Source organism: Lysinibacillus sp. CD3-6 (assembly GCF_006351725.2).
Taxonomy (GTDB): Bacteria; Bacillota; Bacilli; order Bacillales_A; family Planococcaceae; genus Lysinibacillus.
In genome coordinates this window covers 285,759-305,190 of the sequence record NZ_CP085880.1, presented here as the reverse complement: position 1 = coordinate 305,190, position 19,432 = coordinate 285,759, and the positions used below count along the sequence as shown (strand labels likewise).

The following is a 19,432-nucleotide window of genomic DNA, read 5'->3' as shown; positions in this document are numbered from 1 at the left end:
GTACTCGGTGTTCACTATGCTTGGCAGTTTTCAACGATAGTTGAAACACCAAGTCCCCCTGCGATACATAATGTTACTAAGCCATAACGCTTGCCTGTTCGTTCAAGCTCATGAATAAGTTTTGTCATTAAAATGGCACCAGTTGCCCCAATAGGATGCCCCATGGCGATCGCACCACCATTCGGATTTACTCGATCTATATCTAACCCGAGCTCATTAATCACTGCGATAGATTGCGCAGCAAAAGCTTCATTTAACTCAATAATATCTATATCTTGAATCGATAAATTTGCTTGCTTCAAGGCTTTTAATGTCGCTGGAACTGGACCAATCCCCATTATCGATGGATCAACTCCAGCGGCTGCTTGTGCAATGATTTTTACCTTTGGCTTATAGCCTAGTTCTAGCGCCTTTTCATTCGACATGATTAGCAATGCAGCTGCACCGTCATTACGCCCACTACTATTGCCCGCTGTTACTGATCCACCTTTACGAAATACAGGTTTTAACGTACTTAACTTCTCTTTACTCGTTAAAAATGGATGCTCATCTTTATCAAAAATATCTATTGATTTTCGTTTTTTCACTTCGTAAGGTACGATTTGTTTGTCAAAATAACCTTCTTGTATGGCCTTCGCTGTAAGTTCTTGACTACGATGTGCAAATGCATCTTGCTCTTCACGAGAAATTGAATATTTTTCGGCTAAATTTTCTGCTGTTTCACCCATCGTTGAAATGCCATAAACTTCAAACGGTTGTGAGCCTGGTTGGCTTTCTGTATTCGGATCTAACAGGACAGCATTACCAACGCCATATCCATAGCGAGCATTGCGTAAGTAATATGGAGCTGTACTCATGGATTCTGTTCCTCCTGCGATAATAATATCGCTATAGCCAAGAGCAATTTGCTGTGCCGCATTATTAATGGATTGTAAGCCAGAGCCACATTGGCGATGTACTGTATAACCAGGTACGGTAATTGGTAGCTCGGCACGTAGAGATGCAAGACGCGCCACATTGGATTGATCCGCACTTTGTTTTGCTTGTCCCAAAATCACTTCATCAATTAGTGTGGGGTCTAGCTGTGTACGATTTAGAAGTTCGCGAATAACTGTCGAACCAAGAATATCCGCTGTCTCATTAATCAATGAACCGCCTAACTTCCCTATAGCTGTTCGAATTCCTTCTACAATAACTACTTCTTTCATGCAATATCCCTCCTATTTCAACGCATTGACAAAGCTTGCTTCAGTGCTAGCCTCTACTTGCTGTAATGTAATGCCAGGCATTAATTCAACCAAATGTAACTGTCCATCCACATAGTTAAAAACAGCCAATTCAGTAATAATCGTATCCACGCTACGTGTTGAGGTAATCGGATAAGTACAATTTTTTATAATCTTACTTTTACCATCTTTTGATGTATGCGTCATTGTAACAATGACCTTCTGTGCACCGATTAATAAATCCATTGCACCACCAACACCAATAATATTTTTCCCTGGAACTGCCCAATTGGCGATACGTGCTTGTTCATCCACTTGTAATACACCTAAAATGGCGACATCTACATGCCCCCCTCGAATCATGCCGAACGATTCTGCACTATTAAAAAAGGATGAACCAATTGCTTCTCCAACAGGCATTTTTCCAGCATTCACTACATTCGGATCAATATCCTCCTCATCTACACCTACTACTCCGAGCATGCCGTTTTCTGTATGAAAGTGGACATTGTCATTTTCTACATACTTTGCAACAAGTGTAGGGATACCAATACCTAGATTAATAATTTGTCCATTTGCAACTTCTTTTGCAGCTCTTTTTGCTATTAGCTCCTGAATTGGATTAGCCATGATCCACAACGCCTTCCTTCGTTAAAATCTTCTGTGCTACAATCACTCGATCAATGAATAAATGTGGCGTAATGATCTCATCACTGCTTAGTTCGCCTGCTTCCACAATTTCATCTACCTCAACAATGACAGTCTTCGCTGCAGTTGCCATAATCGGATTAAAATTCCGTGCGGTTTTGTAATACACTAAATTCCCAAGTCTATCTGCCTTATGTGCACGAATAATTGCGACATCCGCCTTTAATGCTTGCTCAAAAACATATTCTTCACCATTGATTAGTTTTGTTTCTTTCCCTTTCGCCAAATCTGTTCCAACAGACGTTTTCGTATAATAACCACCAATTCCTGCACCACCAGCTCGAATCGATTCAGCTAATGTACCTTGGGGTAATAATTCAATTTCGAGTTCGCCTCGTTGAAATGCTTCGCCAACATCTCGATTGCCAGTAAAGTATGAGCCAATTGCTTTCTTTACTTTCTTTTGCTCTAGCAATTTCCCAAGACCCTTCCCTTTTTCTCCTAAGTTATTGCTAATAATGGTTAGATCATTAATCTCTAACTCTACTAGAGCATCTATTAAAGTAAGTGGCCCACCTACTAAGCCAAAGCCACCTACCATTATCGTTTGACCACTTTCAACACAAGATAAAGCCTGTTCTACGGATTCATAAATTTTCATTGTCTTCACTCCATTACTTTTGGATAAGCGCATCACTGATTTCAAACCATGAAGGAATGCCAGCTGTTAATAGGCAAATATAGCCTAACTCTGCCAATTCTGATTCTTCCACACCTACTTCACGTGATTGTTTAGCCCAATATTCTGTTTCCTCATTTTTCAATACTGTTGTGTAAATGCCTGTCATCAAAATATGCTTCATTTGCGTCGAAACAACATTGCTATCAAGCAACGCCACTTTTAAAGCGTTTTCATCTTTTTCAACAAAAAAGCTTACTAATTTCTCAAAATAGGCCTTACTTTGATTTGTTGATGCAAACGTACTGTAATAGCGCACAATCTCAATTGCTGAAGCATCATGTGAAATTTTATCAGCAGTCGTATTTGTTAGTTCTAAAGCATAGTCAAAGGACTGCAAGCCAATTTGTAAGGCTCTTTCTCCGCCATAGTTAAATGCTATAAGCAAGTACTCTATCAATTCCTCAAGTGTAGCCCCACCATCCATGGCGCCTTTTGTATGGTACACCATGCTACGTGCATAATGTCTTGCAGCATTCATGCCAACTAATAAAATGTCTTTGTCTTTGACAGATAGGACACCTGGTGCCATAGCTGCGCCACGTAGTGCTGTATAATGGTCTAGCATTGCTGGATTATAATCATGCATTTTTTGCACCCATTCAGGTACAACATCATAAACTTTTTTAAAATACTCTAATCCTGTATTCATCCAACAAATCCCCTTTTTGTTAATTTTGAATAAAAAAAGGCCACACTTCCCCAAAGACGGCATATACCGTACATTTAGAAAAGTGTAGCCAACAGTCAAGCAGGGAAAGTAGAAAAAGGTCATTTTTCTACAGCTGCTCGATAGGCATTTAATATTTGTTATTTAATTATTCGCATAAAATTTTAAAAACTGCAACTCTTTTTTTCAAAAACGCTCTAAAAAGCGCGCTATTACTCGGTTAACATCTTTTCTCTCTTCAAAAACCAAAGTGTAATGATTGCTATTTGAAGTGAATTTCCAAATGTTTTTAGCATATTTAAGTGTTTCAGTATAAGATTCTGCTAAAAATAATGCGGGCATTGCTCCAATACCGCCAGTTGAATGAATTAAAAGGATTGGGCAGTCCACTTTTTCAAAAACCTCTGCAGGCTTGTAGTCATAAAAACTTTGAAAATCTAAACGAATTTTCTCTTCATCAGACTTATTTCCCCAATGTCCATCCTGGGCTGCAATTTCATAACGACCGACACTAGCTAAATGATCCGTCCATTCAACACCTAATCGACCATAAATTGCCTTTATTTCCTCGATATACGCATCTGCTGATTCATACGGCTTGCTAATTCGACCTAGTGAAGGCTCAACAATTTGGCGTTGATGATCTGTACAAGTTGCTGCTCCATCAAGTAAAATGACCCCTTTTACATCTTTACGCTTACTAGCAACATTCGCCATAATAAATGCTCCCATTGAGTAACCCATTAATATCGGGCTCTCAATGTTTAATGCATCAAGCAAAGCTAAAATATCTTGTGTATGTAACTCAATACTTGTATTTGCTGGTGCTGGTGCACTATTACCACGCCCTTTTAAGTCAACCGAAATAAAACGATAGTCACCTTTTAAAAGCTCAGCATAGTAATGCATTTGCATATGGTTACCAGTTAAACCATGGACGGCAATAATAGTCCCTTTCTCGCCTGGATAATCTGCAAAATGTAACGCACTACCATTCACTTCTATTGTTTGGTATTCCATTTCCATCATCCTCCCTTATAAATTATGCGGCGTGTAAAAGCGCATTTGTAAGAGGAACATTCTTTATCCCTCACCTAAACATTCGCCGAATAAAGATAAAGTTATTTTTACATTGTTATTTCAAAAAAGTCAAAAAATTTTTTCTAGAGCGAATACATACATTGCACCTTTTTCATTGCAACATTTAGAAAAACCCACTTTCCTTTTCTCAGAAAAATATTATTTTGAAATAATTAATATCTATTTCCAATTTCCATTTTACATTTTCTATATGGGCTAAACCTATTGTTATTTAGTTATTTACCAATTATATACATTTGTATTACGCAAGATATTTCCTTATTGAAATAAAACTATATTGCCATAAAAATTACCAAACCATAAATTTACTTTTAATGGATTAAATGTACGACAGAATTACTTTTTGTTACACTATTTGAAAAAGCAAAAAGGAGTTTCTTTTGAATAGAAAAAATAGAAAAATATTTATTATACATGAAATTTATGGGGTTAATGATTTTATTCGAGAACAGGCATGTTCCTTTATGGATAAGCATACCGAGGTAGTTTGTATTCATCTTTATTCAGATAAAAGAAGCTTTACTTATAATCAGGAAAAAGAGGCTTACCACTATTTCACTAATGAAATTGGCTTCGATGCGCCTTTAGAAATGCTCATTACACAACTAAACACTGCCATACAACAATATGAAAAAGTAATTGTAATTGGTTATAGTGTAGGCGCAACACTTGCTTGGCGTCTTGCCGAACTGCCGTTATATCGTGTTGTTTGTATATACGGCTCCCGCATTCGCCAATATGTTGACTTGCAACCGAATTGCCCGACACTAATTATTTTTCCTAGTTTTGAAAAAAGTTTTAATGTCGAAGAATTGAGTCATACACTAAAGCGTCATCCCTTTGTACAAACGATACAATTTCCAGGGAAACATGGCTTTATGGATCGTTATAACGCTTCATTTGATCAAGAAAGTGCTATGTTAGCGCAGGCATTTATTAAAAAATTTTTATAAACCTAATTATGAAAAATGGAGGTTATCATTTTGAATCAACAGCAGCTTTTAGAAATCGATCCATACACGGAATCAGGAAATGTCATCTTTCCAAGCTTTCAACTTCCTTTGCATATAGGAACGATTGTAGGTATCCACACAGATGTAACGAAAATCAATACTTTAATGCATTGGTTTACAAAGCAAGAAAAGACATATACGCATATTCGTGAAGGTGCATTATACGAACGACTAACAGTGGATGAGTATATCCATTTTTCTATAAAACTTTTTTCACCCCATCTACATAATAAAGAGGCCATTTTAAAACTATTTGCTTTAACTGATCAAAGGAATACTAAAATTCTTAAACTTCAATATGGGGAAAAGCAACGTTTAAAATTGTTATATACATATCTAAATTCAGCTCCTACTCAAATAATCGAAGAACCCCTTCAAAACTTAGATGAATTTTCGAAACAAAATGTGCTCAAGCTTTTAATGGCACTTCAAAAACAAGAAAAATCCGTAGTTTTACTTTCAAACAATTTGGAGGACCTAATTATTTCGTGTGGGAAAATATACAGATTGGATGCATTCGGTTTACATGCACTCGATGTTAAAGAGGAGGAAATGGAAACAGCTTCTACTCCTATTGAAAATGCACCTATAAGGCTTGATAAAATTCCAACGAAGAAAAATGACAAAATCATTTTATTTAATCCTCCAGAAATAGATTACATTGAAAGTGTGGAAGGTATTGTAAGTGTTTATGTTGCAACTGAAGCTTATCCATGCACATTATCCCTGAATGAATTAGAACAGAAATTGACACCATTCGGCTTTTTTAGAAGCCATCGTTCTTATATTGTTAACCTGCAAAAAGTACGTGAGATTATTACGTGGACGCGTAATAGCTACAGTCTTGCTTTAAATAGCAACGAAAAAACAATTGTACCTTTGTCGAAAAATAAACTAGCAGATTTAAAAGAAATACTCGGAATATAGTAGATTTCCCAGGAAATAAACGACTCCTGTCAGCTGTATATTTCTCCATTGACGCTCAATTTTCCGCCTTTCACCAGTAATTTAATGTTTACTCCTCCATCGTGCTTTAAAGTGAGGTTATCAACAACCACAGGAGGTTTACACATGGAGACAGTAATTATTGATGTGCAACATTTAAAAAAGGTCTTTAATCGTGAGGCTGCATTGCAGGATGTTTCCTTTACTATTAAAAAAGGAGAAATATTTGGTTTTCTTGGTCCAAGCGGCTCTGGTAAAACAACTACTATTAAAATATTAACCGCGCAAACCGAAAAAACGGCTGGAGAGGTTTCATTATTTAATCGACCAGCTAGTGAAATGAAATCTAGCCAAAATCGTCAGCGCTTCGGCATCTTAACGGATAATAGTGGGCTGTATACACGGCTTTCAATTGAAGAAAATTTATTACTATATAGTAATTTGTATCAATTACCTCATACAGCAGTAAAAGAGGCGTTAGATTTTGTTAACCTTTATGCAGAGCGCAAAAAGAAAGTGAGTCAGCTCTCTAAAGGTATGATTCAACGTGTGACGCTAGCTCGTGCCATTATGCATAAACCTGAATTGTTATTTTTGGATGAGCCAACATCAGCACTTGACCCAGTGAATACTCAGCATATTTATAACGGCTTAAGAAAATTAAATGCGCTCGGAACAACTATCTTTTTAACAACACACGATATGAGCGAGGCAGAAATACTTTGTGATCGTGTTGCCTTTTTACACCAAGGAAAAATTCGAGCAATCGGTTCACCGAAGCAATTAAAAAGTGAATTTGGAGATGAAACGCTTACTGTAGAATTGAAAAATGGCCAATCTGAAACGATTCAAAATGGCGATCAAGATGCAAAACAATTATATGATTGGATGCAATCAAATGCAGTGGCACGTATCTATACAAACGAACCAACTTTAGGCGATATTTTTATGCAAATAACAGGGAGTGATTTAATATGAATATATCAATAACGCGTATTCAAGCTATTTTTATGAAGGACTACAAGGAATTCTCAAGAAATTATGCAGTGTCTGTTATGATTTTTTTACCCTTAATTTTAGCGTTTGCTTATAATAAAATCGGAACGGATAGTATTGACGCTTATTTTTTACCAATAAATTTAGTGTTTGCTGTTGTGACTGCCTATGTACAATGTTGCTTAATTGCAGAAGAAAAGGAGAAAAATACTCTTCGAAGTTTAATGCTTTCTCCTGCTTCACTTGGAGATATTTTAATAGGTAAAAGCTTGTTTGTCTCTATTGTTACGATTGTAGTAGTAGCTTTGTCGATTTTCCTTGTTGGCTACGAGCCAGCTAACCTGTTTATATTAGCTATTGCCCTATTACTTTCTATCGTTTTTTATATCGCCTTAGGAACATTATGTGGGTTATTTGCAAAAACAATTATGGAAGCATCGATTATCGTATTACCTGTTATGTTTATTTTCTCATTTGGACCGTTTGCCTTAACTTTAGCTTCTGTTTATCCTGTTTTAGAAATTGCAAAATGGCTTCCAAGTGCTCAATTAGTACTTCTAGCAGAAGCTTTGGAAGGTAACTACTCTTCGATGGACTATATCATCCCTATCATTATTATTATTGCTTGGTCAGCAGTAGCTTGGATTGTTACTGGATTTGTTTATAAAAAAAGAATGGTAGATTAAAACCATTCTTTCAGCGTATTAGCAAGGCATTAAGATTTTCCTCTTAATGCTTTGCATTTGTTTAAGTGCCAGGCACTCAAACAATTTTCCATTAAAGCAATTGTTGTTCAAGTTTTTCGATTTCTTCTAATGTGTCTGCATACCAAATACCAACAAATCTCGATGGAACTTCGCTTTCAAAATAATCCCCATCATAAAAAGCTAATGGGAATAGAACATTTTGCTCTATCAGTTGCTCAATCTTTTGAAAAAATTGTTCATTATGTTCCACACCTTTTGATGCATAAGAGGCAAATTTATTAACTGGTTTACCTAATGCTTCATGAAACATTAACATAGAGGTAGAGCCGTTTTGGCGGAAGTTCAAATCAATCGCCTGCACATCTCCTGCCTCTGTGACGATTAAGTCAAACCCAGCTACACCAACGAAGCCTTCTGCTACACCTTGCTCCATTATATGGCGTCCTACTTCAATCACTTTATCTGGTACTTTTTCTACAATGACATTCCCCTCATAAATTCCATTTTCATCTGTCATTTGTTGAGAAGCACCTAAATACTGTATACCGAGCTCTTCAGAATACACGTACTGACAACTATAATTATCTTTTGCCTGTAACAATTCTTCGATAATAATGCTTTCCGTACCATTCATACGAAATTGGCGTAAACCCTCTGTTAACTCATCTTGATTTTGGCAAATGATGACGCCGTATCCACCAGAAGTGGGTGAATCATCTCCTGGCTTGAGCACAACAGGTGGCTTCCAATTTTTCATTGCATCCGATAATCTATATAGTTCGATATTCAAACGGCTTGGTACGTATTTACTATCAATTAAATGGTCAATATAAGCTTTTGTATTTAGCTCATTAAATTTGGCAGCATCCATCCAATAGCAATTACGGTTCATATGCTCTGCATCATGTAAATACTGGCAAACAATCGTCTTCCCTTCTTCACACCATGCATCTAATTGCGCTAAATATTCTTCTTGTGTTTCATACGTATATGGCTGCTCTACCCAACTTAAACCCGCTAATTCATGTAGTTTTTTAGCCTTCGCTGTTTGTGTTGCACGATGCACTAATACAGGGATATCCGCGATGGCGACTTCCCTTGCTGTTAATGCATCTAATTTATGACAATCATCCATCATCCACGGATTATCGCTATATGGTGTACGAGGTGTATACACAGCATTATCACCGTAAATTTGTCGTAATGTTAATTTAGGCTTTAACATACTATTCCCCCACTTTTCAAAAATAGATTTTAAGTAATCTACCCTTGATTACCACAACTCACACATAATTTTACAAAAACTAGATTATAAGACTAGCAAATATCCATTTTTTTACTTTTTTTAGTAAGGAAATCGAAAGTAGAAAGATTTTTAGTTAGGTTAATGCTAAAAATTGCTCTATTCGCGCTTTTACTTCGGGCCATTCTTCTAATGTCATACTATACATTACCGTATGCCGAATTGAACCATCTTTACGGATCATATGATTGCGTAGAATACCTTCTTTTGTAGCCCCTATCCGCTCAATTGCCCTTTGAGAGCGTATATTTTCATGGTCAGTTTTAATTTGAACACGGTGTAAGCCTAGTACATCAAAACAATAGCTAAGTAATAAATATTTGCAATTAGTATTTACAGCAGTTCGCCAAAATGCTGGAGTAAGCCATGTAGTGCCTATTTCCAGACGTTTGTGCTTATGATCTATGTCCATATAGCGAGTTGATCCTATAATTTGTCCTGAATGCTTATCCACAATGACAAATGGAAACTCTATCTGTCTATCTTTGTTAGATAAGGCGTTTTCCACAAAGTTATGCACATCCATTTCATTTTCTATCGCTGTGGGCAAATATGGCCAAATCTCTGGATAACTTCCTGCTACAAGTAACCCTTGGATATCTTCTTTTGCTAGAGGTTTTAATAAGACGACTTCATTTTCTAAAACGTTAAATTTCAATGACCTTCACTCCTTTTATATTATTTAACTGCAATTTTGATATGATGGATATAACCAATTTTGAATATATTGACCATACCAAGGAGTTGATAGACGATGGAACTTTCGATTTCATTCACAGGACTTATCCCGAAATATGTACAGATTTATGAAAGCATTAAACAAGCTATTGTTTTACATAAACTTTTAGCACATGAACAATTACCTTCAAAACGTATGCTTGCAACAACATTAAATGTTAGTGTTCATACTATTAAAGAAGCCTATGAGCAATTGCTGGCAGAAGGTTATATTTACAGTAAAGAGCGCTCAGGTTACTATATAGCACCGTTGGAGTTTGAATGGCTTCAACAAGCTCAAACAACAAATACAGTTTCCTTGCAAACGCATGACAAAGTGAAATTTGATTTTAGTAATGGGCATGTGGATAAAGCGGCTTTCCCACTACAAACATTTCATAAGCTAATGAAAAAACACTTTACGATAGATGTTTTATCCATAAGTCCGTGGCAAGGAGAGACTGCATTAAGACAAGAGATTGCCCACTATGTTGGACGCTCACGAGGCGTTATTTGTGAACCATCGCAAGTATTTATCTACAGCGGAACACAAAGCCAACTGCAAGCGCTATGCCATTTCTTTGGACCACAAACCCAAGTCGGTATAGAAGAACCAGGCTTTAAACGAGTGCGGGCAACTTTACAGCAATGTGGTTTACCAATTCACCCGATTCCTGTGGATAACTCAGGAACTACTGTGCCAAATAAAGCTATTCACATGTTATACACAACACCCGCACATCAATTTCCACTTGGTATGGTAATGTCAATCGAACGCCGTGCATCACTGTTACAATGGGCAACCTCCAATAACACATTTATTATCGAGGATGATTATGATTCGGAATTTCGTTATAAGGGGCTTCCAATCCCTTCTCTCGCGAACATGGATCAGTTACAGCGAGTCATATATTTTGGTACATGTTCAAAAACACTGCTACCTTCTCTACGTATTAGCTATATGATTTTGCCCAAATCACTAGTGGCTGGATTTACCCGCTTCCATCAGGAACAAAAGTCAGTCGTTTCAAAGGTAGATCAGCTCGTGCTTGCTGATTTTCTTGGGCAAGGGCTATTCGATAAACATTTAGCAAAAATGCGCACTATCTATCGTAAAAAGCAACAGACTTTACTTGCAGCGATTCGTAGTCAATTCTCTGAGGAATTTGAAATTATAGGCGAAAATGCTGGTCTACATATTATTGTAAAATTACCTACAAGATTGTCCGAGCATATTGCTATCCAGCTTGCTCATGCGGTAGGTATCAATGTCTATCCTTGTTCTACTTCATATCAACACCCAACTGAACATGGCATGATTATTATTGGATATGGTGGATTAACACTTGAACAAATTGAAGAGGGCATTACATTACTTGCTTCTGTATGGCAATAGATTATGTTGTACTTGAAACTTTTTAGATTCGTTTACGTATTGTAACTAAATGCACTCACAAGGGGACTAGATAATGGAGAATCAGGAGCAATTAAAAATTTATTTACAAGAAATTGAAGCGTGGGAAAAAGACCAAAAAGGGCTATGGTTTTGGGAAAGATTAGGACGTATTCCCTTTAAGATTTTAGATAAAATGACGCCTGCTTTTATTCAACAGAAACTCGCCTTACTTGTCGATGAGCTTGGTAGCTATGTTCAATCAGGTGGCAAATATTTAATCAACGAACAAACGATGATTCAAAAAATCCGTAACCAGTCTTCACATCAAAATATTTTTGCAATCTCTGATATCGGTAACATTCCTTTAGAAGAGATGATTGCTCTAAGTGATAAGCTTCAAAAGGAACGCGTGAAATTGGCAACAGTTCAAGGTGCCTCTACTGGTTTTGGCGGTATTTTCACATTGGCGATTGATATCCCTTTTATTTTAGGAATGGCTTTAAAAACATTACAGGAAATTGCCATTATTCACGGCTTTGACCCGAATGATAAAATGGAACGTATTTTCATCGTGAAGTGCCTACAATTTACATCCGCTGATATTGTAGGTAAAGAAGCTATTTTAGAAGAAATTTCATCAATGCACGACAATCAACAAGTTTCCGAAACGATGATTTCACAACTTCAAGGGTGGCAAGAAGTATTCTTCACATATCGAGATCAAATGGGCTGGAAAAAGCTTTTCCAAATGGTTCCGATAGCAGGTATGATCTTCGGGGCTTACGCAAATAAAGGCATGATGCAAGATGTTGCAGAAACAGGCATCATGCTATACCGAAAAAGAAGAATATACGAAAAATTAAAATAGTGCCAGGCACTCACACAATTCATAAACAATTTATATTTAGCTGCTAGAAAGCACGCGACGTAAGCCGCAACGAACCGTGCGTATGCAAGGGTCGCGGCTTACAACACGCCCGCGAAGCTAAGTGCCAGGCACTCACACAATTTTAATTAATATTTTCCCTTGATGCTGACGTCTCTCCATCAAATCATGCGCCTTTTCCATGTCCTCTAAAGCAAACACTGCTGCTATTGGCACTTGGAAACTTTCATCCTGCAAGAGTGTAAAAATAGCTGGAGCTACTTGTTGTAATAATTCAGGCTTCAAAGCTCGAGTCGTTCCTAAGCTAAAGCCCTTTACATTACGGCAACTACTATGTAAATCAGCAGTTTTAATATTGCCCGCTTTACCGCTACTATTACCAAACTGTACAAGAGTACCGTATGGCGCTAAACAATTTAAACTTTCTTCTGTAATCGTTCCTGCAATCGAATCGAAGACAACATCGACACCAAGTCCATCTGTATATTCATTAACTTTGGCACTAAAATTCTCATATGTTAACACATGATGGGCACCTAGCTCATATGCTATCGGTGCTTTTTCTAAATTGCTTACAGTACCTATAATTTTTTTTGCACCATGACTTTTCGCCATTTGAATAAGCATCGTCCCCACTCCGCCTGATGCAGCGTGAATTAAAATGCTATCCTGCGAGCCAATTTGTGCGATGCGATTAATTAAAATGTACGATAAAAATAAAACAGTCGGTACAGCTGCTACCTTTTCAATAGGTACACCATCTGGTATGCGAAAGACTAGCTGTTCATTGGCTACAACATATTGTGCATACGCACCGTTCTTAGGAAAAGCAATGACGTGATCTCCCTTTTTAAAAATACTGCTATCATCAAAAACTTCTTCAATAACACCAGCTACATCTAAACCAAGTATCATAGGAAAACTAGCTTTTGCTTTATTTCCTGTGCGATTTTTAATATCAGCAAAATTTACACTCGTATAGGTCGTACGTATCAGGACTTCCTCTTTAGCAATCATCGGTTTAGGACAGTCTACAAGTGTTAATACAGACGGCGGCCCAAATTCATTTATTGTCACAGCCTTCATAAATTATCCCCTTCCTGTTATAGTAAAATTATAACTAACTTTATATAAAAAAGTTACATATTTACATTTTTTCAGTTTAAGATAAGGGGGATTATGATGACAATCAAACCTAGTAAAGAGACTTACAACGATATTGCCTACAATTTTTTTAATATGAATGGTGATAAAATTTGCTTTATGTTTTCAGGTACAGGCTATAACTATGATAAACCATTAATGCATTACGCTACTTCACTCATGCTCGAATTAGGCTATGATGTTGTCCAAGTTTGTTATACATTTGAGCAACAGCAGTTCAATCAGCCACCAGAAGCTATTTCAGAAATGGTTTATAATAGCGTCGATTCTATCGTTACATATTATTTACAATCTAATACTTACACTGAAGCTGTTTACATTGGAAAGTCGCTTGGAACATTGCCGATTTCCGACTATTATTTACAACAAGAGGCTCTTATCCCTTCTCGTTATATCCTGTTAACACCATTACTATCCCTTGAACATGTTGTACAGAACTTAGGAAATCAACATAGCTTCATCGCTATTGGAACAGCTGATCCTCATTTCTCCAATGAAAGGATGAGTCTGCTAACATCTCATCATCTTACTATCTTGCAAAATGCAAACCATTCACTCGAAATAGCTCACAATACGCTAGAATCAATTTCTACGTGTCACACTATCATATCAAAGCTCAAAATTTATCTTCAAAATTAAGTTGATTTAATTAAACTATTCTACCTGTTAACAACTCCTTGCGATACCTTCTAGATACCTTCTAGAATCTCATACAAACACTAATTAATCGCACAGAATAAAACCTCAGCACAGGTCCAACTCAAATTTATATGTAATTAAAAAACACCCCGTAAAATGTTAGCTTTTACATTAACATTCACGGGGATTTTTTAGTTATTCAGAAATTAATACACTAAGCCGAATAGCGCTTTAATATGTGTAAGATAGCGAATATTAGACGCTTCTTTCATAAGTGTTGCAGGAAGACCTTTCAGTTGTGTGTTGCTAGCACCGATAGTAGCAACTGCATCTTTACGGCCTAAGCTTGCAAGAGTACCAGAGTTAACTGCAGAGAATGTTTTCATCTCTTGGTTTTTGTATTGTGCGAATAAGTTGTAACCAGCGCATTCGCCCATTTGCCAAGCAACTTGTGCAGTTGGAGCGTAAAGTGGACGTCCACCATCGCCTGGTAATGCAACAGAAGCATCTCCGATTACAAATACATCTTCATGTGATGTAGATTGTAGGAATTCATTGATTGTTGCTTTGCCACGATCAGCAGCAAGACCTGATTCAGCTACCATTGGAAGTGCAGCGACACCGCCAGTCCAGATAAATGTATTTGCAACGATTGGCTCACGGTCTTTCAGTGAAATAACGTTACCTTCTACACCTGTTACTGGAGTACCTGTGATGAATTCAACACCACGTTTTGCTAAACTTTCAGTTGCACGTTCAATAAGTACATCTGGAAGTACTGGTAAAATTTTAGGACCAGCTTCAACAAGTTTAATTTTAAGATCTGCAAAGTTTACACCGTGTTTAGCAGCGATTTTCGGGAAGTTGTCCACGATTTCACCAACAAGCTCAACACCTGTTAAACCGCCACCACCGATAACGATTGTTGCATCTGCTTCGTCTTTAGATTGTGCATATGCTTTAATACGATCTTCAATGTGTCGGTTAATTTTGTTTGCATCGTTAACAGATTTAAGAACCATTGAATTTTCTTCTAATCCTGGGATACCGAAGAATCCAGTTTGGCTTCCTAAAGAAACAACTAAAGTATCATAAGATAAAGTGTAACCATTATCTAGGTCAACCTTTTTAGTATCTACATTGAATTTAGTTATTTTAGCGATTTGTAAATCAATATCTAAACCTTTAAAGATTTTTTTAAGCGGTAAAGCTACTGCACCTTCTGCAATAGTACCACCAGCTAAACGGTGAAGTTCAGTGATGATTTGGTGTGTTGGGAATTGGTTTACTACAGTGATTTTAGCTTCATCAGCTGATAAATACTTACGTGCTGTTAATGCAGTTAATACACCCGCGTAACCAGCACCTAAGATGACGATTTCTTTTGACATGATTAATTAATCCTCCGTCCTTACGAATTGAATATATCTCGGGTCTTATTTAGATTTACGTTCAGCATTTACTTGTAAAAAAGCATTTACAAAACGGAAAACATTTTGAACTTGTGGGTCTTTGATCATTTTTACAAGACCAAATAAACCAATTACTTCATTGCTTTCAGAAGCGCGATCTTTTGCTTCAATAGCAGTAGCAGCAAGTTGTTTAGCTGATCCTACTACTGGTGCAGCCATTTCTGTTACAGCACCAACAGTATCGCTTTTTAATACATCATCTGTTGCAACAGCTTGAGCAAACTCATATGATTTAGTTAATAACGTCATCATTTCAGTTAGCTTTGGTAATTGCTCAACTAAAGTTGTTAGAGATTCTTGCACCTCAGGCTTTAATAGTTGATCTAGTACATCTAGTTGCTCTTGACTCACAGTTAATTGTTCAGACTGTGCTTGGTTATTCGTTTCTGACATTTTGAACTCTCCTTTGCCGTCACTAATACTATTTTTTATATTGCCTCCATGTAAAAAAGACCATTAAGCGATCTTCTTAACAGTCCTTACAGCGGATATCCTTCACACCAGTCACAAGGGCTGGAAAGCGAGTTTCATGATTTGTTATTACAATATTTACTGTACTTTGCACAAAGCGCATCACTATTCCATCCTTATCTCTTATCTTGGTGATATTACAACATCCATTATAAGACTGTTTACGCATTATTTCAATCAACTACAGCACAATCTTTAAAAAATAGTTTATTTGTAAACCATTTTTAGTTATCCGCGCTCTTTATTTGTTTGTTTTGGAAAAAATATACTACAACATAAAATTCTATAAAAACCAGTCCGCTATAAAATATGTTATTACCTACAAATATTTTCACTTTGCGACAGATAACCAAAAGAAGTCAATTATCTCTTTTGCTGCTAAAGGCACTGTTTGAAATAATCTTTTTCCTTCCCCATCTTTAAAATAACCAACTGTCATAAGTGCCATAAAATTATGGGCAAAAAATTCAGCATTGCCATTACGTATCGTTCCTTTTTCCATTTCTTTTTGCATCGACTGCTCTATCGTTTTATACATTTCATTTTCAGAAGCATGAACTTCTTTTAGTTGTGTATTGGATAAATTAATTGTAGCTTCTCGCATAAAGTTCTTCATATCGATATCTACAGTTGCCGATAAATGGACTTCAATTAGTTGTTGGAGACGGTCTTTAAATGGAATCGACTGTTCTAAAATTCGTTCAATATGGAACCTAATTCTATGCATCATTTCAACTAATGCCGATGTATATAAATCCCCTTTAGTTGGGTAATAGTAATAAATCGTAGCTTTCGTAACATTACAGGCTTTCGCAACATCATCCATGGATACGTTTTTGTATCCCTCTTTAATAAATAGCATCGTTGCTGTTTCTAAGACAATATCTTTTGTAGGTTTGGCCTTGTCATCATGGCGGGGTCTTCCTAGAACACGCGGTGATTGTTTCAACAAGATCGCCTCCTTATAATGTGTTCTTTTAAACATATTATAACATATCGAAACTTCTTTATTGATTAATTAACCTTCTAGTATATATAATTAATAATAATTACACGAAACGGAGGTTTTCTCATGAAAAAACACCCTCTTGAGCAATGGGGCTCAATGGTAGCAAGTAAAAAAGGAAGATTTATAGCTCTCGGTTGCTGGGTTTTACTTGTTGTTGTCCTCTCGTTTGCTTGGCCACAAATTAACAGTATTGAAAGTGAATCAGGTAAAAATTTACCAGATACTGAGATGTCTGAGCAAGCGGCAGCAATTATTGCTGAAGAATTCCCTAACGATGCAGGGACACCACTATTACTCGTTTGGCATAGAGAAAGCGGCCTAACAAGTGATGATTTTGCGTCTATCCAAAAGGTTTACGCAGAGCTTAAAGCAAATCCTTTAGGGCATCAAACACTAATTCCGCCTTATGATGAAATGCCACCACAGGCCTTTGCTGCATCTACATCTGACAATGGCTCCACTATTGTCACACCCGTGTTTTTTGAAAAAGGCGTTGCAACAGACATGTTACAAGAGAGTCTCGATTCCTTAACGAAAACTATGGACTCAAACAATGTGCAATTAGATAAAGACCTAACAAGTGATGCTCTCCATGTTCGCTATTCTGGTCCAGTTGGTATTGCAACGGATGCGGTTAGCTTATTTTCACAAGCTGATGTGAAATTAATGATAGCGACAGTGCTTCTTGTATTAGTATTATTAATTTTAATTTATCGTTCTCCATTACTTGCCATTATCCCACTAATTGTTGTAGGGCTCGCTTATGGTGTAATTAGCCCAACACTAGGTTTCTTCGCAGAGCAAGGATGGATTGATAAAGATTCACAAGCTGTCTCCATTATGACGGTATTACTATTTGGTGCAGGTACAGATTACTGCTTATTTTTAATTTCAAAATACCGTGAAATTTTATTTGAAGTTGAGGATAAAGCTACAGCGATGAAGCTCGCTGTTAAAGAGTCTGGTGGCGCTATTATGATGAGTGCCCTAACGGTTGTTATTGGTTTAGCTACCCTTAGTCTTGCCCATTATGGATCATTCCAACGCTTTGCAGTTCCATTTAGCTTTGGCGTGTTAATCATGGGAATTGCAGCACTAATAGTATTGCCAGCTATTCTCGTTGTTATAGGTCGTGTAGCCTTTTACCCATTCACTCCACGCACAGAGGAAATGGCAAAGAAAAAAGGCAAAAAACAGCATAAATCTTCACATAAAGTTAGTCATAAAATTGGTCGTTTCGTAACCCATAAGCCATGGATTGTTATTGCTATTACACTCCTACTTCTTGGTGGTTTAGCATCATTTGTACCACGCATTCAATATACATTTGATTTATTATCTTCATTCCCAGAAGATATGCCATCACGTGAAGGCTTCACTTTAATAGAAGAAAATTTTTCACCTGGTGAGCTAGCACCTGTTCAGTTAGTTATCGATACGCAAGGCGCCGATGTTAATTTACAAGATCAACTTGCAAATATTTCATATATTGATAGCGTGTCTGATGTGCAAATTGGTTCGAAAAATGACTCTATTCAATTATATGAATTATCATTGAATGCAAATCCTTATGCAAAAGAGTCTTTAGAACATATTCCAGAGTTGAAGGCTGAGGTTGTTCAGTTACTTGAAGACACTGGTATTAAAGACGCCGATACGCACATTTGGATTGGTGGAGAAACAGCAAGCCAATATGATACAAAACAAGTAACTGAGCGCGATGAATCTGTCATCATGCCAACAATGATTGCTTTAATAGCTTTATTATTATTTGTTTATTTACGTTCTGTAACAGCAACTATTTATTTGCTCGCTACAGTTATTATTTCTTATTTTGGTGCACTTGGCGCAGGCTGGCTTATTTTGCACTATGTCATGGGGGCAGAGGCGATTGCAGGCTCTATTCCGCTATATGCCTTTGTATTTTTAGTTGCACTTGGTGAGGATTATAATATCTTCATGATTTCAGAGATTTGGAAGAAACGAAAAACGAAAGATCATTTAACAGCAGTAGAAGAAGGCGTTGTGCATACAGGTAGTGTTATTACATCTGCAGGGCTTATTTTAGCTGGTACGTTCGCAGTGCTTGCTACACTACCAATCCAAGTACTTGTACAGTTTGGTGTAGTGACGGCAATTGGTATATTACTTGATACGTTTATCGTTCGACCATTGCTTGTACCAGCCATTACAACCGTGCTAGGAAAATATGCATTCTGGCCAGGATCATTATTTAAAAAAGGTAATTAAATTATTTAGTAAGTTACTAGCAAAGAGCAATAAAAAGTGCCACCGATACTTCGGTGGCATTAGAATATCGACAAAGGGTA

19 protein-coding genes are annotated in these 19,432 nt (G+C 36.9%); 8 read left to right on the top strand and 11 right to left on the bottom strand.

The window, feature by feature from the left end; translation table 11 throughout:
* Window positions 1-14 precede the first annotated feature (14 nt).
* The 5 genes from FH508_RS01455 to FH508_RS01435 form a co-directional block, all read right to left on the bottom strand.
* The gene (locus FH508_RS01455; protein WP_173478793.1) at window positions 15-1,208 is read right to left on the bottom strand and encodes a thiolase family protein; all 1,194 of its coding nucleotides are present in this window, start codon (window positions 1,206-1,208) and stop codon (window positions 15-17) included.
* A 12-nt stretch (window positions 1,209-1,220) separates the two neighbouring features.
* Window positions 1,221-1,856 (bottom strand): 3-oxoacid CoA-transferase subunit B, encoded by a 636-nt coding sequence (locus FH508_RS01450; protein ID WP_173478794.1) that lies wholly within the window; start codon window positions 1,854-1,856, stop codon window positions 1,221-1,223.
* Window positions 1,849-2,535: a CoA transferase subunit A gene (locus FH508_RS01445; protein ID WP_173478795.1), complete on the bottom strand. Its 687-nt coding sequence runs from the start codon at window positions 2,533-2,535 to the stop codon at window positions 1,849-1,851. The genes FH508_RS01450 and FH508_RS01445 overlap by 8 nt, the downstream gene beginning before the upstream one ends.
* 13 nt (window positions 2,536-2,548) lie before the next feature.
* Entirely contained in the window at window positions 2,549-3,265 is a 717-nt protein-coding gene (locus FH508_RS01440; RefSeq protein ID WP_173478796.1) for a carboxymuconolactone decarboxylase family protein, read from the bottom strand.
* Window positions 3,266-3,469: 204 nt separating this feature from the next.
* Window positions 3,470-4,303, bottom strand: a complete 834-nt coding sequence (locus tag FH508_RS01435) for an alpha/beta fold hydrolase (protein WP_173478797.1) — start codon at window positions 4,301-4,303, stop codon at window positions 3,470-3,472.
* Between the two features lie 461 nt (window positions 4,304-4,764).
* On the opposite strand from FH508_RS01435, the gene FH508_RS01430 reads away from it, so the two are divergent.
* From FH508_RS01430 to FH508_RS01415, 4 genes are all read left to right on the top strand, one after another.
* Entirely contained in the window at window positions 4,765-5,337 is a 573-nt protein-coding gene (locus FH508_RS01430) for a dienelactone hydrolase family protein (protein WP_173478798.1), read from the top strand.
* Between the two features lie 30 nt (window positions 5,338-5,367).
* Entirely contained in the window at window positions 5,368-6,324 is a 957-nt protein-coding gene (locus tag FH508_RS01425) for a LytTR family transcriptional regulator DNA-binding domain-containing protein (protein ID WP_228134348.1), read from the top strand.
* 144 nt (window positions 6,325-6,468) lie between these two features.
* The gene (locus FH508_RS01420) at window positions 6,469-7,320 is read left to right on the top strand and encodes an ABC transporter ATP-binding protein (protein WP_173478800.1); all 852 of its coding nucleotides are present in this window, start codon (window positions 6,469-6,471) and stop codon (window positions 7,318-7,320) included.
* Window positions 7,317-8,024: an ABC transporter permease gene (locus tag FH508_RS01415; protein ID WP_173478801.1), complete on the top strand. Its 708-nt coding sequence runs from the start codon at window positions 7,317-7,319 to the stop codon at window positions 8,022-8,024. The genes FH508_RS01420 and FH508_RS01415 overlap by 4 nt, the downstream gene beginning before the upstream one ends.
* A 91-nt stretch (window positions 8,025-8,115) precedes the next feature.
* On the opposite strand, the gene FH508_RS01410 is transcribed toward FH508_RS01415, so the two are convergent.
* Window positions 8,116-9,270 carry an L-aspartate--L-methionine ligase LdmS gene (locus tag FH508_RS01410; RefSeq protein ID WP_173478802.1) on the bottom strand — a complete coding sequence of 385 codons (1,155 nt, stop codon included), beginning with the start codon at window positions 9,268-9,270 and terminating at the stop codon, window positions 8,116-8,118.
* Window positions 9,271-9,424: 154 nt separating this feature from the next.
* Entirely contained in the window at window positions 9,425-10,006 is a 582-nt protein-coding gene (locus tag FH508_RS01405; RefSeq protein WP_173478803.1) for a GNAT family N-acetyltransferase, read from the bottom strand.
* Window positions 10,007-10,102: 96 nt separating this feature from the next.
* Here FH508_RS01405 and FH508_RS01400 point away from each other — a divergent pair, with 96 nt between their 5' ends.
* Both FH508_RS01400 and FH508_RS01395 read left to right on the top strand, forming a co-directional pair.
* Window positions 10,103-11,461 carry a MocR-like pyridoxine biosynthesis transcription factor PdxR gene (locus tag FH508_RS01400; protein WP_173478804.1) on the top strand — a complete coding sequence of 453 codons (1,359 nt, stop codon included), beginning with the start codon at window positions 10,103-10,105 and terminating at the stop codon, window positions 11,459-11,461.
* A 73-nt stretch (window positions 11,462-11,534) separates the two neighbouring features.
* Window positions 11,535-12,329 carry an EcsC family protein gene (locus tag FH508_RS01395; protein WP_173478805.1) on the top strand — a complete coding sequence of 265 codons (795 nt, stop codon included), beginning with the start codon at window positions 11,535-11,537 and terminating at the stop codon, window positions 12,327-12,329.
* Window positions 12,330-12,461: 132 nt separating this feature from the next.
* Here the strand turns inward: FH508_RS01395 and FH508_RS01390 are convergent, their stop codons facing one another.
* Window positions 12,462-13,433 carry a quinone oxidoreductase family protein gene (locus FH508_RS01390; protein ID WP_173478806.1) on the bottom strand — a complete coding sequence of 324 codons (972 nt, stop codon included), beginning with the start codon at window positions 13,431-13,433 and terminating at the stop codon, window positions 12,462-12,464.
* A gap of 93 nt (window positions 13,434-13,526) precedes the next feature.
* Here FH508_RS01390 and FH508_RS01385 point away from each other — a divergent pair, with 93 nt between their 5' ends.
* Window positions 13,527-14,150: a hypothetical protein gene (locus FH508_RS01385; protein ID WP_228134347.1), complete on the top strand. Its 624-nt coding sequence runs from the start codon at window positions 13,527-13,529 to the stop codon at window positions 14,148-14,150.
* A 206-nt stretch (window positions 14,151-14,356) separates the two neighbouring features.
* Here FH508_RS01385 and FH508_RS01380 read toward each other — a convergent pair whose 3' ends face one another.
* From FH508_RS01380 to FH508_RS01370, 3 genes are all read right to left on the bottom strand, one after another.
* Complete coding sequence (locus FH508_RS01380) at window positions 14,357-15,541, bottom strand: NAD(P)/FAD-dependent oxidoreductase (protein WP_173478808.1); 1,185 nt, start codon at window positions 15,539-15,541, stop codon at window positions 14,357-14,359.
* Between the two features lie 45 nt (window positions 15,542-15,586).
* Window positions 15,587-16,015, bottom strand: a complete 429-nt coding sequence (locus FH508_RS01375; RefSeq protein ID WP_173478809.1) for a helical membrane plugin domain-containing protein — start codon at window positions 16,013-16,015, stop codon at window positions 15,587-15,589.
* A 409-nt stretch (window positions 16,016-16,424) separates the two neighbouring features.
* Window positions 16,425-17,042, bottom strand: coding sequence for a TetR/AcrR family transcriptional regulator (locus FH508_RS01370; RefSeq protein WP_228134346.1), 618 nt, complete (start codon window positions 17,040-17,042; stop codon window positions 16,425-16,427).
* 123 nt (window positions 17,043-17,165) lie between these two features.
* Between FH508_RS01370 and FH508_RS01365 the strand changes: the two genes are divergently transcribed.
* Window positions 17,166-19,352: an MMPL family transporter gene (locus FH508_RS01365; protein WP_173478811.1), complete on the top strand. Its 2,187-nt coding sequence runs from the start codon at window positions 17,166-17,168 to the stop codon at window positions 19,350-19,352.
* The last annotated feature ends 80 nt before the right edge of the window (window positions 19,353-19,432 follow it).

Coding starts and splice junctions, on each gene's coding strand:
- FH508_RS01455 (WP_173478793.1), bottom strand. CDS start 1,208: ATGAAAGAAGTAGTTATTGTAGAAGGAATTCGAACAGCTATAGGGAAG.
- FH508_RS01450 (WP_173478794.1), bottom strand. CDS start 1,856: ATGGCTAATCCAATTCAGGAGCTAATAGCAAAAAGAGCTGCAAAAGAA.
- FH508_RS01445 (WP_173478795.1), bottom strand. CDS start 2,535: ATGAAAATTTATGAATCCGTAGAACAGGCTTTATCTTGTGTTGAAAGT.
- FH508_RS01440 (WP_173478796.1), bottom strand. CDS start 3,265: ATGAATACAGGATTAGAGTATTTTAAAAAAGTTTATGATGTTGTACCT.
- FH508_RS01435 (WP_173478797.1), bottom strand. CDS start 4,303: ATGGAATACCAAACAATAGAAGTGAATGGTAGTGCGTTACATTTTGCA.
- FH508_RS01420 (WP_173478800.1), top strand. CDS start 6,469: ATGGAGACAGTAATTATTGATGTGCAACATTTAAAAAAGGTCTTTAAT.
- FH508_RS01415 (WP_173478801.1), top strand. CDS start 7,317: ATGAATATATCAATAACGCGTATTCAAGCTATTTTTATGAAGGACTAC.
- FH508_RS01410 (WP_173478802.1), bottom strand. CDS start 9,270: ATGTTAAAGCCTAAATTAACATTACGACAAATTTACGGTGATAATGCT.
- FH508_RS01400 (WP_173478804.1), top strand. CDS start 10,103: ATGGAACTTTCGATTTCATTCACAGGACTTATCCCGAAATATGTACAG.
- FH508_RS01395 (WP_173478805.1), top strand. CDS start 11,535: ATGGAGAATCAGGAGCAATTAAAAATTTATTTACAAGAAATTGAAGCG.
- FH508_RS01390 (WP_173478806.1), bottom strand. CDS start 13,433: ATGAAGGCTGTGACAATAAATGAATTTGGGCCGCCGTCTGTATTAACA.
- FH508_RS01385 (WP_228134347.1), top strand. CDS start 13,527: ATGATGACAATCAAACCTAGTAAAGAGACTTACAACGATATTGCCTAC.
- FH508_RS01380 (WP_173478808.1), bottom strand. CDS start 15,541: ATGTCAAAAGAAATCGTCATCTTAGGTGCTGGTTACGCGGGTGTATTA.
- FH508_RS01375 (WP_173478809.1), bottom strand. CDS start 16,015: ATGTCAGAAACGAATAACCAAGCACAGTCTGAACAATTAACTGTGAGT.
- FH508_RS01365 (WP_173478811.1), top strand. CDS start 17,166: ATGAAAAAACACCCTCTTGAGCAATGGGGCTCAATGGTAGCAAGTAAA.